Source organism: Roseburia sp. 1XD42-69 (assembly GCF_003612565.1).
In the GTDB taxonomy this organism is placed as follows: Bacteria; Bacillota; Clostridia; order Lachnospirales; family Lachnospiraceae; genus Roseburia_B.
The window spans coordinates 1-13340 of record NZ_RAZG01000072.1 but is presented as its reverse complement, the minus strand read 5'-3'; the positions used below and the strand labels follow the sequence as shown (position 1 = coordinate 13340).

At 44.3% G+C, this 13340-nt stretch carries 9 protein-coding genes and 8 pseudogenes; 11 read left to right on the top strand and 6 right to left on the bottom strand.

All coding sequences use genetic code 11. From position 1 onward, the window contains the following. On the top strand, positions 1 to 333 hold a 333-nt coding region (locus D7Y06_RS20815; protein ID WP_120409553.1), incomplete at its 5' end, for a DUF4368 domain-containing protein. 118 nt (positions 334 to 451) lie between these two features. On the opposite strand, the gene D7Y06_RS20810 is transcribed toward D7Y06_RS20815, so the two are convergent. Then, a complete protein-coding gene (locus tag D7Y06_RS20810; RefSeq protein ID WP_004054179.1) occupies positions 452 to 997 on the bottom strand; it encodes a hypothetical protein in 546 nt (181 codons plus the stop codon). Between the two features lie 18 nt (positions 998 to 1015). Beyond that, on the bottom strand, positions 1016 to 1567 hold the full coding sequence (locus tag D7Y06_RS20805; RefSeq protein ID WP_120409552.1) for a hypothetical protein: 552 nt from the start codon (positions 1565 to 1567) through the stop codon (positions 1016 to 1018). 387 nt (positions 1568 to 1954) lie between these two features. On the opposite strand from D7Y06_RS20805, the pseudogene D7Y06_RS20800 reads away from it, so the two are divergent. Beyond that, positions 1955 to 2206, top strand: a pseudogene (locus tag D7Y06_RS20800) (VirD4-like conjugal transfer protein, CD1115 family); the annotation flags it as partial. A gap of 146 nt (positions 2207 to 2352) precedes the next feature. Here D7Y06_RS20800 and D7Y06_RS28410 read toward each other — a convergent pair. Continuing rightward, a pseudogene (locus D7Y06_RS28410) lies at positions 2353 to 3686 on the bottom strand (IS110 family transposase). Between the two features lie 580 nt (positions 3687 to 4266). Between D7Y06_RS28410 and D7Y06_RS20790 the strand changes: the two are divergent. Further along, a pseudogene (locus D7Y06_RS20790) lies at positions 4267 to 4395 on the top strand (Maff2 family mobile element protein); the annotation flags it as partial. 331 nt (positions 4396 to 4726) lie between these two features. Here the strand turns inward: D7Y06_RS20790 and D7Y06_RS20785 are convergent. Further along, positions 4727 to 5278, bottom strand: coding sequence for a TetR/AcrR family transcriptional regulator (locus D7Y06_RS20785; RefSeq protein WP_120409551.1), 552 nt, complete (start codon positions 5276 to 5278; stop codon positions 4727 to 4729). A 184-nt stretch (positions 5279 to 5462) separates the two neighbouring features. On the opposite strand from D7Y06_RS20785, the pseudogene D7Y06_RS27355 reads away from it, so the two are divergent. The 5 genes and pseudogenes from D7Y06_RS27355 (at position 5463) to D7Y06_RS20755 (ending at position 8924) form a co-directional block, all read left to right on the top strand. Further along, positions 5463 to 6308 (top strand): annotated as a pseudogene (locus tag D7Y06_RS27355) (EFR1 family ferrodoxin). Positions 6309 to 6493: 185 nt separating this feature from the next. Further along, positions 6494 to 6754, top strand: a pseudogene (locus tag D7Y06_RS20770) (plasmid mobilization protein); the annotation flags it as partial. After that, positions 6726 to 6968, top strand: a pseudogene (locus D7Y06_RS20765) (relaxase/mobilization nuclease domain-containing protein); the annotation flags it as partial. The pseudogenes D7Y06_RS20770 and D7Y06_RS20765, both read left to right, overlap by 29 nt. Next, positions 6931 to 7303: pseudogene (locus tag D7Y06_RS28405) on the top strand (DUF4368 domain-containing protein); the annotation flags it as partial. The pseudogenes D7Y06_RS20765 and D7Y06_RS28405, both read left to right, overlap by 38 nt. Continuing rightward, positions 7287 to 8924, top strand: a complete 1638-nt coding sequence (locus tag D7Y06_RS20755) for a recombinase family protein (RefSeq protein WP_120409548.1) — start codon at positions 7287 to 7289, stop codon at positions 8922 to 8924. The pseudogene D7Y06_RS28405 and the gene D7Y06_RS20755, both read left to right, overlap by 17 nt. 140 nt (positions 8925 to 9064) lie before the next feature. Here the strand turns inward: D7Y06_RS20755 and D7Y06_RS20750 are convergent. Then, positions 9065 to 9472 (bottom strand): annotated as a pseudogene (locus tag D7Y06_RS20750) (recombinase family protein); the annotation flags it as partial. Positions 9473 to 9535: 63 nt separating this feature from the next. Beyond that, positions 9536 to 9736, bottom strand: a complete 201-nt coding sequence (locus D7Y06_RS20745) for a hypothetical protein (RefSeq protein ID WP_120409546.1) — start codon at positions 9734 to 9736, stop codon at positions 9536 to 9538. 404 nt (positions 9737 to 10140) lie between these two features. On the opposite strand from D7Y06_RS20745, the gene D7Y06_RS20740 reads away from it, so the two are divergent. From D7Y06_RS20740 to D7Y06_RS20730, 3 genes are all read left to right on the top strand, one after another. Further along, entirely contained in the window at positions 10141 to 10998 is an 858-nt protein-coding gene (locus D7Y06_RS20740) for a GNAT family N-acetyltransferase (RefSeq protein ID WP_120409545.1), read from the top strand. Next, positions 10991 to 12325 carry an MATE family efflux transporter gene (locus tag D7Y06_RS20735; RefSeq protein WP_120409544.1) on the top strand — a complete coding sequence of 445 codons (1335 nt, stop codon included), beginning with the start codon at positions 10991 to 10993 and terminating at the stop codon, positions 12323 to 12325. Before D7Y06_RS20740 ends, D7Y06_RS20735 begins: the two co-directional genes overlap by 8 nt. A gap of 390 nt (positions 12326 to 12715) precedes the next feature. Continuing rightward, complete coding sequence (locus D7Y06_RS20730; RefSeq protein WP_120409543.1) at positions 12716 to 13156, top strand: RNA polymerase sigma factor; 441 nt, start codon at positions 12716 to 12718, stop codon at positions 13154 to 13156. The last annotated feature ends 184 nt before the right edge of the window (positions 13157 to 13340 follow it).

Here is a 13340-nt window from a genome sequence, read left to right as displayed (position 1 = left end):
AACCTGTATACCGACAAGGCAAAGGGAATCCTGTCCGAGCAGCGGTTTGTGAAGCTGACGGCGGCAATGGAGCGGGAACAGGAGGAAAACCAGAAGCAGCTTAAAGAATTGGCACTCTCCCTGCGCCGCTCCAATGAGCAGGAAAGTGATGTCCGCACCTTTATCCGGGAAATCCGGCAGTACGCCACGATACAGGAACTGGACGAGGGTATCTTAAACCGCCTTATCAGCCGGATTCTGGTGGGGGAGGTGAAAAAGGTTGACGGGGAGAAGTTTCAGGAAATCAAAATCATTTATAACTTTGTCGGGGAGATACCAGCGGCAACAGAATAATGTGAGATTATAGAAAGTCAGGAGGAATCCAACTTTTTAAGATTCCTCCTGTGCATTGGCGCTGTTTTTTTGTAGCTTCTTTTGGATTTAACCGTGAATACACAATAATTTTGCAAAATTATTCACCTGTGATTATTACAATTTTCACAGCTTGAGTTGGATGTTCTTCATCATCAAGTGTCCCCCGGTAACTGATCTCAACTTTATCGCCCACAGCAATCGTGGAACCTCCTTTTGCCTCATGGGCACTTTCCGTGGAATACCCTTCTAATATCGGGGTATTTTCCATAAAAAAATAATAGAGCATATCGTCCTCCGGAGTCCTGAGTGTAAGTATGTTTTCTTCATACTTTTCAATAATTCCTGCTATGGGATCGCCCGCTGGGATTTCTTCGACCGGGATTTCTTCGAGCGGAATTTCTTCGGCTTCCGAAGTGGTTTTTTTGGTTTCTTCTGTAATCTCTGACTTTGACGATTCTGTAACTTTTGCTTCTGTTTCTGTAGTTTTTGCATCTACAGTTTTTACATCTGCTACTTCTTCCTGAACCGTTTCTTTCGGGGAATCATTCTCCACAGATATTTCATCCTTTTTTTGTTCCGATGAGCATCCGATCATCCCCATAGTTAAAGCTATCATAAATATCAGTATCAATTTCCTTTTCATAATCTTTCCCATCACTTTCTAAAAGAATCGTATTTCCTTGGCATAAAATTTATCATTTTTAAAGCTGCCCTTCATTTCAACAGACATATGTACCTTCAAGTCCTGAAATTCAGCCTTTGTGTCCTCATAGCTTTCTCCATTTCCATCAGTGGTTTTTAAATAAAAACGGGTATCATCTTCCAAAATCACATGAATCAACTGAGAATCAGGGAGATCAGCATTGGAGCTTGGAGAACTGTATGATAAGGAACTGTCATCAAGAATTTTTACTTTCTTTTCGGCAATGAAAAATGAGTCTTCTTCAATCTTCCAGACCTTACCCAGAAAATCCGCATCAACAGCAGCAGCGACATCCGGCTCTAGTACCTGCCATTTACCTGCTGTATTTTCCTGCAGTCCATCCGTGTTTCCATCAATCTCTTTTGACGGCGCATCATTTAATTCCTCTAACAATGCTTCGTCTGTCTGGTTTTCTTCTGTCTTAGCAATAGAACCGGAACCACATCCTGTAACCATTGTATTCAATATACAGACAGTACCGAGTAATATCATTACTTTTTTTAGTTTCATAAATTACCTCCCTTGTTATCATAGAAATAACAGATATTATAGTTTGTCTAAATCATTTAAACAACCTATTTGTTGTGAAATGCTTCTTAAGTGTAGCAAACGTCCTTAAACCTCTCTTAACGATTTATCTTCTCTGTCCACCTTAATCCCAAATAAGGTTTAATTCTCTGTAGCTCTGCTGCACAGCAAGCTAATACCGAGCAGAGCAAGGCTGGTTTTAATACCCCGTAGCTTGTGTTTCTTGTAGTGGCGGCTCTGCTTTGTTTGAATAATGGATATTCAGGGGAACGCCTAATAAGGGAGGGAGAGGACAGCAGATCGACAGCTTTCACAATCATATTATAATAAACAAAAATCCAAAAGAGTGAAGTATTCACTTGACAATGTGGCAAAGAATTGATGAGCCAGGATGAGCTTGCGGTTATGGACGGTGGAAAATGTATCCTCCAGCTGCGGGGCGTCCGCCCGTTTTTGTCAGATAAATATGACATCACCAAGCACCCCAATTTTCAGTACACCGCCGACGCGGACGATAAGAACGCCTTTGACATTGAAGCGTTTTTGTCCACCCGGCTCAAACCAAAACCCAACGAGGTCTACGATGTGTTTGAAGTTGACGTAGACACCGAGGGCGAATAATCCCGTTCCGCAAGAAAGTCCAGCTAAGAAATGTCAATAGGTAAAATGAAAAATGTTAAAAAAGTTTTTTTTAAGTAGTTGATGTAAAAAAGTGTAACTTTAATAAAACCACCTATGTGGAAATTTAAAAAATTTATGAGAACCTGTTAAGCTGCGTTGTGTGTCTTGCCAGGATGCGCTGCAAGATACTGCTCACAATGTTCCTGGGGAGTGATGATCTTAAACGGCTTATGATCTCGGAGCATGGCAAAAATGATGTTGCAGATTTTATGCATGACAGCCCCGACAGCCACGTTTTTCTTCTTGCTTTTGCATTTGTTGGCATAGTAACTGTGGATCACCGGATTTACTGGTGTTTTTGTCCCTTTATCTATCTTAAGGTTATTGAGCGCTACCATATGCAGGATACGCCTGGCAAGGCTGGAACCTCTCTTGGACATGTGGACTTTGTCACCGTTGAATTTGCCGGACTGCTTTACGGCAGGATCCAAACCGAAGTAGGCATAAAGCTTCTTTGGGGAGGAAAACAGGTCAAAGGAACCCATTTCAGCAATCAGGACAACTGCGCTGAGGAAGCCAACGCCCCGCAGGGACTGCAGAAGGGCGATGCGGTCATAGGCCGGTGTCCCTTCCAGCTTATCAACAGCCTTATGCAGTTCTTCCAGTATGCCATCCAGATGCTCCTGGTATTCCCGGTAAGTTTTGATATACAGCCGGATGCGGAGCGCATTGCTTGGAAGCGCACGTCCGAAAACAGCGGCATCCTTTGCGGCAGTGCATATGGCATCATATTTGGCAAGGGCGTATTTTTCGCCGAAACGTGCTGTTTTGCGTATGGTTTCCACATCCGGTCCTTTGGTGCGGCAAGCATGTCTGCTGCAAGGGGGTAAGCTTCCAGAAGCTTTAAGGAAGTCTGCGTTGTGATCTTGCTGAACACCTTCTGGTATGCGGGGAAGGACACTTTGAGTTCCGCATGAAGCTTCAACACGATGGCAGACTGCAAATCCTTGAAATAATAGTAGTCACGCACGAGATTGCGCAGGTCAATGACCTCATCATCTGGGATGATGGAAGTCTTAAGGGACGCATCCAGCCCGACCTTGGCAGCTTTTTTTGAATCAAATTTATCATTATGCAGTTTCCTAACGTTCATATTTGTGCTATTCTTAGTAATAATAGGATTAATGACGGAGCAGTCAAAACCCTTATCACGAAGGAAGCACAGGAGCGGGATGTGGTAGATCCCGGTGGACTCAAGGAAGCAGCGGCTTTCAAGAGAATACGCCTCTTGCGCTTCCTTTATTTTTGTGACGGCAAGCTCACGGGACGCAGGATCCGAGTGGATGATCTTAAAAGGTTTTCCTGTGAGGATGCCATTGGGGAGCATGATGGACATCCATGTGAAATCTGCGCCAGCATCAAGCCCGACTGAGAGGTAAGGGATGCTTTGGAGCATCATGAGTACATTTTGATATTTCATAGTTTTATCTTTTCCGGCAGGCATCCATTTCCAGAAGGTGGATACACAACCTAGCGGCTTATACAGGTATAGCCTGGGGCTTCCCAACCAGCCAAAACATAAATCACCACCGAATGGACGGACAGACTTTCTAAGAGGTTTCGCCAGCCGGAAAGGCTGGTTCCCAAGGAGTGAACGTCAATGATCCTGCCCTCAGTGATTATACCTCTATATTTTGTCTGGCGCATGAAGGAAACCTCAGACAAGGTAAATAATGTTGTCTTATAACTTCTGATGGAGGGGGATTCCTCCTTCCGTTATATCTATATAGATTTATTAGATTGGACTTTGTAACTATTAACCAGTAGTCATTCTTGACTACACCATTATTATACTAGGAGTGATCTTATCTACCCGCCAGGGTCCCTGAAACCTGCCTCGGTTGAGTCCATTGGCGTACAAAGCGGACAGCTTAACAAAAAAATGAAGAAGGAGGATAGCCGGAATCGAGCCGCCCAAAATTCAGGGCGGTTTTGTTGTCCGGCTTTTGTATGCCTATGAACCAACACTAACCACAAAGCGATTCCGGCTAAATTAAAGTATGGAATTTTTCAACAGCGCAATCGAAGTTTTGCAGACCCTCGTGATCGCACTGGGAGCCGGCCTCGGTATCTGGGGCGTCATCAACCTGCTGGAAGGTTATGGCAATGATAACCCTGGGGCCAATGCTCATGTACGGTAAAGAAGCAAGCAACCGAAAACAAGAGATAGACCGCCAGTACCACACTATTCCGAACCAAAGAAGCCAAAGACCAAAAGACAAGCACCGTGGAAATGTGTATAACTTGCTATTCCGTCATGGAAAAGTCCGTTCACAGAACATGGAAAAGCTAAAGTGCAGCTTTCCCACATTCTGCAAACAGACTTTCCCACAACTCCATAAGATAGCAAGTTATGCACATTACGCACAGTGCCGACTACTACGGAATCCCTCACATTCATATATCTTTATATTCAATAGCAAAAAATTGTTTATGTTTTTTGCTATGCAAATGAGAGTATCAAATATCAACCGACATAAGCCCATTTTTCAGTTTTTCAATTAACAGAGAGGACGGAATGTTCATATCGCTTTCCACCCATTTCAAAAGCATACTGTACATGCCACCGATACTATATGCAAGTAAGTACGGGAGGAACGAGGAAAAAATATCTGCTGTTTCTTTAGAGCGGACATATTCAAAGACTTTAAAAGAATATTTATAAGAACCCTCAAAAAGAAGCACCAGCAAATTATTTCGTTTCAAAAGCGACAGCAATTCTTTACGTTCCTCACAAAAATCAAAATAGCATTGTACAACATCCCAATAATGTTGTAGTTGCCGAGCCTTGATTTGCACTAAACATTCTCTATACAATTTTTTAAAAAAGAAGTTTATAAGTTCTTCTTTATCTTTGAACAGCCTATAAAAAGTTTTTCGTGAAAGACCAGCTTCTTGTGAAAGTTGTGTAATTGTGATTTCTTTAAAATCGTATTGTTCCATGATAACCAGCAGAGCTTTTGCAAATTTTTCCTTAGACTGTTCTGCAATTTTTCCATTTGTCGTATTCATTTTGCTTAAATTCCTTTCACGGTTTCAGGACGGAAATTCGGTTTTTCTTACAAGTAACATATTGGACGAATGTGTGACACATTACCATTTTCCGTTGACTTTCCATTGGCTTATTATATAATAAAAATCGGCGAGTTACAAGTGTGACATATTAGGGGCTGGCGAACACAGAACGGAGGTTCACATGAAAAATATTATTTATTATTTTAGCGGTACAGGAAATAGCTTGAGAACTGCTATTGGAATAGCAGAAAGAATCGGAGGTGCAGAAATTATTTCCGTCCGGTGTGATGTGGAAAATGTATCTGCTGAAACCGCCGAAGTGATAGGTTTTGTCTGCCCTGTTTATGAATGGGATATGCCCGGAACAATGAAAAGATTTGTAGAAAATCTTAAAATAAATCCCAATGCCTATATTTTTATGGTTGCCACTTATGTTGCGATACATGGTAAATCTTTTGAAACTATGGAGAAACTTTTATCTGCCAAAAAGGCTCACCTTAATTATGGATTTGCGTTACATTGTGTTGCAAGCTAGTGTACAGCCTATGCCCCATTTCCGCCGGAAAAACTTATGATACCCTACATGGAAAAAAAGATTGACAAAATTGGCAAAGAAATTTCTGAAAAAAAGGACAGGGCATACCCACCTATGGCATGGCTTACACGAAAGCTATATTCTAAGTTAATGACCCCGTATATGGAAGTTGAACAAGAATATGATAAAGGTTTTTACACAGATGAAAGATGTATGGAATGTGGAATCTGCGCCAAGATATGCCCAACACAGAACATTACAATACAGAAAAAGCACCCTGTTTGGAATCATAAATGTCATGGTTGTATGGCTTGTGTTGCATATTGTCCGACCAAGGCAATTCAATTCAAAACACCAGAAGCTTATGAAAAACTGAATACCGCAATTTCTAAAAGACTATGTCTGCCGGAAAAGCGAAAAAGGTATCACAATCCATTTATTAAAGCAACTGATTTAATGATAGATAAGCAGCATATTGAATCCAAGAGGTAAAGATACAATTTGCATAGTGAATGAAAGAGCAACATTTCCATTATTCCAGTTTATTTTGATAGATAATCAAGAAATGACAGCCTAAAATGCTGCCGTTTTCTGAATTATAAATCTGAAACTGTAAACCATGCACCGCCCCATGTGGGAGAAAGGGGGAATCGCTTATGCCTTGCACAGAAGCATACAGAGAACACATACGCCCGGTCATTACCGTTTCCCCGGTCAATGATGAACTGCTGTCTGCTGTTGGAAAACTCACAGCCGAGTATGGCAAGATAGGCGGCAACTTGAATCAGATTGCCCGCTGTCTGAACGAGTACGGCGCACCTTATAACGCTCTCTCCCAAGAGGTACGAGCCGCCACAGCGGAGCTTGCCGCCTTGAAGTTTGAAGTCTTGCAGAAAGTAGGTGAAGCCGTTGGCAACGTTCAAACATATCAGCTCTAAAAACGCCGACTATGGAGCTGCCGAGCAGTACCTAACCTTTGAGCATGACGAGTTTACCATGAAGCCCACCCTTGATGAAAACGGGCGGCTTATACCCCGTGATGATTACCGCATATCTTCCCTTAATTGCGGCGGGGAGGATTTCGCCATAGCGTGTATGCGCTCCAATCTCCACTATGCAGAATCTCTACGAGGACAAATGCACCGGCTCCATCCCGCAGACGGTATTTCAGACCCTGATGCAGAAATATGAAGCGGAACGGGCAGAAAAGGCGGAGGCAGTCCCGGAACTGGAAAGGAAAGTCCGGGCGCACCTGGAAAACCAGGTGGATACCGACCGCTGGCTGGAAATTATCCGGCGCTATACCGAAATCTCGGAACTGGACGAAACCATTCTCTTTTGAACTGGTAGACCGGATCGAGGTTGGCGATACCCAGAAGGTCAACGGGCAGCGGATTTGTGAGGTCAAGGTCTACTACCGCTATGTCGGGAATGTGGACGGGGCGCTGGCACAGGAAAGGGGGCAGGATTATGGCGAAGCAATATAAAGTCGGTATCTACTGCCGCCTGAGTGTGGATGACGCCTCCAATTCCGCAAAAGCGAAGGGCTATATCCCCAGCGATGAATCGGTGAGCATTGAGAACCAATATGAAATCCTCTCCAAATTCGTCATGCTCAACGGCTGGATCGAGGTCAAGACCTATCAGGACGATGGGTACAGCGGCGGCAATTTTCAGCGGCCCGGATTTTTGGAAATGCTGGAGGACGCAAGGCATGGCCTGATTAACCTGATTCTGGTAAAGGACCTTTCCCGTTTAGGCAGGGATTTTGTGGAGGTGGGCCGTTATACGGACGTCATTTTCCCGTCCCTCGGATGCCGGTTCGTATCGGTTCTGGACTGCCTGGACAGCGAGGGGGACAACACCGATATGCTGCACTTCCGCAGTCTGATGAATGACTACCATCTCAAGGACCTGTCCAGCAAGGTCAAGTCGGTGCTTCATGCCAAGAAGAAAAGCGGCCAGTATCTTGCCGCCTACGCTCCCTACGGATACCGCAAGAGCGAGGAGGACAGACACAGGCTGGTCATTGACGGGGAATCCGCCGCTGTTGTGCGGCAGATATTCCAGATGCGTCAGTCCGGCATGGCCTATGGGAAAATCGCCGCCGCCCTGAATGAGAAAGGGATTCTCCCTCCCCGCTGGTACTGGGCGGTTCATTACGGAAATGGCAGCTGCAAGTATTCCCGGCTGTGGGCTTACGCAACCGTCCGAAGCCTTCTGAACGATGATGTTTATGTCGGTACGCTCACACAGAACCGCACTGGTTCCCGTTCCTATAAAGACAAGACCATGATAAGGAAACCGGAATCGGAATGGATTTCCCATGAGGGCGCGCACCAAGCAATTATCGGGCCGGAGCTGTGGGAGGCTGTCCAGAAAATCAATCAGGCGGCGAAACAGATTTCCGCTAACAATACGCCGCCCCAAGCATCTCTGTTTACCGGAAAGCTGGTCTGCGCGGACTGCGGGCATCCTCTGGTTGCCGCCCGCGAAACACAGCGCCGGAAAAATGGCACTGTCAAGCACTATACTTCTTATTTCTGCTCCCGGTTTGCCACTACCGGACACAGCATCTGCTCCTGGCACCGGATTTTTGAGATCAGCCTGAAAAACCTGGTGCTGAGTGAAATCCGGGCGCATGGAAAAGCGGTTGCAGCCGATGAAGCCGCTGTACTGGATAAGCTGAAACAGCACATCCAATCCGCAAGCGCCACGCAACAAGAGGACTGCCGACAGGAAATCAGCCGTTTGCGGCGGCGTTTGGAGGAACTGGAACAGATCACCGCAAAACTTTATGAAGATAAGGTAAGCGGGGCAATCAGCGGCGATTCCTTCTCGGTTCTGATTCAAAAGAACGAGCAGGAACGCATCCAGAAATCGGAACGCCTGGACAGTCTGTTAGCCGGGGAACGGAAAGCCCAGCAGGACATCGCCAATATCCACCAGTGGGCCGGAACCATCCGGCAGTATCTGGACTTGCAGGAACTGAACCGGGAAATCATTGAGGAACTGATTGACCGCATTGAAGTTGGAGAACGAACCATCATAGACGGTCAAAGACACCAGGACATTAAAATTTACTACCGTTTTGTTGGGCTGGTGTGATCGGGCAAAAAAAGCACCTGACCGCATCAGCAGCCAGACGGAAACATTCTGTAACAGCAGCGATATTTGATTGTTGCACACTGATTTGTCGAATTGGAGAGAAATTAGCAGTTTACCCCTCCCAAATGCCTCGTGTTCTTGAACAGGTTACGGAACGGGGTAAAATCGTTGTCGCCTTTTGCGCTGTCTACACCGTCATTGATTGCGATATATCTAACGTCGCGCTCCACGAAAAAAATTTCTGTATAGTAGCCGACTTTCAGATAATCGCGCCCCAATCTTGACATATCCTTGACAATGACTGTCGCCACGTTTCCGGCTTCAATCTCCGCAATCATGCGGTTAAATTGAGGTCTGTCGAACGTCACACCGGATACACCGTCGTCAATGAAGAAAACGGGATTGGAAAAGCCGTTGTCCGCCGCATATTTGGAGAGGACTGCTTTCTGGTTTACACTGCTGTTGCTGTCGCCCTCTAACGTATCTTCCTGCGAAAGACGGGCGTATAATGCTGTTATCTGTCCGGGCTTATATGTATTTGCTGTCATGTGTTCATTCCTCCTGTAATGAACGCCCGACAAACAGTATGTGCTAACCCTATTATAGCGCACTTATCCCTGTTTGTCATTGGGCGGTTTGACGGTTTCCGATTTTATGAGCCGTATCATCTTGTCGCAGAGCCGTTCCGAACCGCCGCAGGAGGTAGACACTTCATAGTAGGTGCCGCCGATTTTGTAGCAGACGGTTTCCTCTGTCGGCTTTCCTTTTTCCGGCAGATAGCCGCTGTCCTTGATTTCCAGTTCCCAATCCATTCTTTTCCCTTCCTTTCCGCATTTGCTAAAGTGATAAGTTTCGGAGCAAGCATAGGAAAAGGGTACCCTTTTCCGTAAATCTGCCCGTCCGCGCTATGGCTTGCCGGACAGATTTTGCTTGTTGGGAAGTTTCCCAAACCCTCTGATAAGTCCTCTCACTACCTACAACACCGCACAGGGCGATTTTGACGGAGTTTTGAGAGAAATTCTTCAAAAAGTTTTCCTTGTTTCTTAATACGGGGGAGTTAGAGAAATGCCAATGTATCAGAAGAAAATTTCTAAAAATCTTTCTTATCGGGGTAGACTGCTGTATACTGATAAATACTTGCCCTTAAAACAGCAAGATAAATGAAAAGCTGAATGAAATATCCTGCTATAATGCAGAAAGAAAGGAGGATGCTGCAATGCCGGGGAATATCAAAAATGTAATGGCGGCAATCGACTATATCGAAAGACACCTGCACGAAAAACTGGACTTGGAAACAGTTGCGGGGGCTGTACATTATTCAAAGTATCATCTGCACCGAATGTTCACAGGTACGGTAGGGTTGACAATCCATGATTATATACAACGCCGCCAGTTGACCGAAGCCGCAAAACTGCTTGTACTTTCCGACAGACCAATCCTTGAAATTGCGCTTTCTGCCGGATATGAGAGCCAGCAGTCCTTTACGGATATTTTCAAAGCCATGTATAAAAAATCCCCCAACAGGTACAGAGAGGAAGAAGAATTTTATCCATTGCAGCTAAGATATATCTTGAATGAAAATCCTACAAATTTAGAGGAAAAAGAATGGCAGGATAAAATCGTCTTTGCAACACAGGAGGACATACCTAAATGGATAGAACTGGTTCACCTTGTCATAGACGGGTTCCCGCATCTGGACGAGAATCAGTACCTTGAACAGTTGCAGGAGTGTATCAAAAATAAGCGTGCATTGATTTTGAAAGACACTGATACGGCAATCGGGATTATGGCATTTAATGAGGTGACAGGGAGCATTGATTTCTTTGGGGTACACCCACAGTATCGGAAAAGAGGGATAGCGAAAGCATTTTGTGAAAAAGCATTGTATGAACTTGCACGTTCCGCACAGATTAGTGTGACGACTTTTCGGGAGGGTGACAAGGCAGACACAGGCTATCGGGAGATATGGGGAAGCCTTGGCTTTGCCGAAGCGGAATTGTTAATTGAGTTTGGCTATCCGACACAGCGGTTTATACTTCACAGAGAAAAATCGGAGGGCGAGGACAATGAGTGACCTAAATCCATTATCAAAGAACTTTACAATAAAATCACTGCTCAAATTTGCATTTCCGACAATTTTGATGATGATATTTATGGGGCTGTATACAGTCGTTGACACAATTTTTGTAGCACGATTTGTAGATATAAATGCACTTTCAGCATTAAATATCGTCTGCCCTGTTATCAATCTGATTGTCGGTCTTGGAACCATGATTGCAACCGGAGGAAGTGCGATTGTAGCGCGCAAAATGGGAGCAGGAGAACAAAAAAGAGCGGAACAGGATTTTACGCTGATTATCTCAGTGGGTATTTTGTTTGGTGTATTGATTGCAGTCTTTGGGACGGTTTTTATTGACAGAATTGTCTGGGGACTTGGAGCGAGCAGTATTTTATTTCCATACTGTAAAGAATACCTTTTTATCCTGCTGTTATTCACGCCCGCAAGTATCCTGCAAATGCTTTTTCAAAATCTGATTGTAACGGCGGGACGCCCCGGAATGGGTATGGTGCTTGGCGTGAGCGCAGGAATCGTAAATATTTTACTGGACTATAATTTTATGGTGCCGTTTCACATGGGCATTAAGGGGGCGGCATTTGGTACGGGCATTGGCTATATGATACCGGCGGTGATTGGATTATGGTTCTTTTCCGCAAAGAGAGGCAGTCTGCATTTTAGGAAGCCAGTCATAGATTTTTCCGTATTGGCTGAAAGCTGTTCCAATGGTTTTTCGGAAATGGTAAGTCAGGCGGCAACAGCGGTTACAACATTCCTTTTTAACCGCATTATGATGAAACTGCTTGGAGAAAACGGGGTTGCGGCAATCACAATCATTATCTATACACAATTTTTATTGAGTGCCCTTTACATAGGTTTTTCTATGGGCGTAGCCCCTGTTATCAGCTATAACTATGGGAAGCAGGACGAAAAACAGCTAAAAAATGTATTTGCAATTTGTATGCAATTTATTGTCTTTGTTTCGGTCACTGTTTTTGCAGTAGCATTTATTTTTGGTTCGCTATTGGTTCGTGTTTTTGCAGAAAAGGGAACTCTTGTTTACGAAATTGCGCGAAATGGATTTTTGATTTTCCCATTCAGTTTTCTATTTTGTGGACTGAATATTTTTACCTCTGCCACATTTACTGCATTATCAAACGGGAAGCTGTCAGCAATTTTGTCGTTCCTGCGGACTTTCGGACTGATTACAGTGCTGTTGCTTACATTGCCAAATATTTTGGGCGTAACAGGGGTATGGCTTGCAGTACCGATAGCAGAGCTAATCACTATGGTTGTAGCATTGGTTTTTCTTCATCAGAACAGAGAGAAGTATCATTACACATAAAAGAAGATGTTCATGCCGTCCGGCGGTTAATAAAAAAACCGTTGTGTGGCGGCAAAATCATCATGCGCCAAAACAGAATATGAGCGGCTGAACGGCGGTTTTGAAATAACAATCAAAGCCGCCGTTCTTATGTGGCAGGAAAGTTTTCATAGATATGGCGGTATTGTGAGGTACTGCTATGTCTGTTTTTTATTTCATGGGTGGTTTTGGCTGTGGTGAACTATCAAAAAAATCCTGTCTTGTGGAACGGGATTTCCTGCCTATGAGTATGAACACACATATCATTTAGTATGTCTTAATAACTCGCATTACTCAAAAACTCATGCGCTTTCTGCTGTATGGGTTTTTGTTGTAATAGCCCCCTACTGGGAAGAAAGGGGGTGAGAGAAAATGAGATATTCTGAACAGTTCATGGAGCATATCGAATATGCGTTTCATGCGTTCTGTAAGATTGTCCTGTGCCATGAAGCCATGAACGCATGGCGGGATTTGAAGCGGAAAGAAGAACGGGAAATATCCCTCGACTATCTGATGTCAGAACGATATTTTGAACCGTCTGCTATTGACAGTTATTTTGAAAAGCAGGACAAGCCGACTGTATTTCTTGTGTTGGGAAAGGAAGTTATCGTTGATGATGAACGGTTAGCAACAGCATTATCAAGATTACCGGAATTAAGACGGGAAGTTCTGTTGCTTTATTACTTCGTTGGCTATCGTGATGAAGCAATCGGCAGACTGTACGGACGTTGCAGGAGTACGATAAACCGCAGGAGAAATGTTGCACTGAAACAGTTACGGAAAGAATGGGAGAGATTGAAACATGAGGAATAAAAAGCTGATACCTTTTGAGGTAAATCAACTACCCCGGTGCAAGCACTCAAGCACTGTGCTCGGCTCCTACGTCGCCGCTCACAGCACTTGCCTTTCATTCCTGCTAAAGCGGGGAGGCTGTAAAAAATCTTGTGTCTATGAACTTTAGACTTTCCTGATAAGAATTAGATATGTAAGAGTATTT

Bases quoted from the DNA above. Each gene is read 5' to 3' on its own strand.
- D7Y06_RS20785 (WP_120409551.1), bottom strand. From the start codon at position 5,278: ATGAATACGACAAATGGAAAAATTGCAGAACAGTCTAAGGAAAAATTT.
- D7Y06_RS20810 (WP_004054179.1), bottom strand. From the start codon at position 997: ATGAAAAGGAAATTGATACTGATATTTATGATAGCTTTAACTATGGGG.
- D7Y06_RS20745 (WP_120409546.1), bottom strand. From the start codon at position 9,736: ATGGATTGGGAACTGGAAATCAAGGACAGCGGCTATCTGCCGGAAAAA.
- D7Y06_RS20730 (WP_120409543.1), top strand. From the start codon at position 12,716: ATGAGATATTCTGAACAGTTCATGGAGCATATCGAATATGCGTTTCAT.
- D7Y06_RS20740 (WP_120409545.1), top strand. From the start codon at position 10,141: ATGCCGGGGAATATCAAAAATGTAATGGCGGCAATCGACTATATCGAA.
- D7Y06_RS20805 (WP_120409552.1), bottom strand. From the start codon at position 1,567: ATGAAACTAAAAAAAGTAATGATATTACTCGGTACTGTCTGTATATTG.
- D7Y06_RS20735 (WP_120409544.1), top strand. From the start codon at position 10,991: ATGAGTGACCTAAATCCATTATCAAAGAACTTTACAATAAAATCACTG.
- D7Y06_RS20755 (WP_120409548.1), top strand. From the start codon at position 7,287: ATGGCGAAGCAATATAAAGTCGGTATCTACTGCCGCCTGAGTGTGGAT.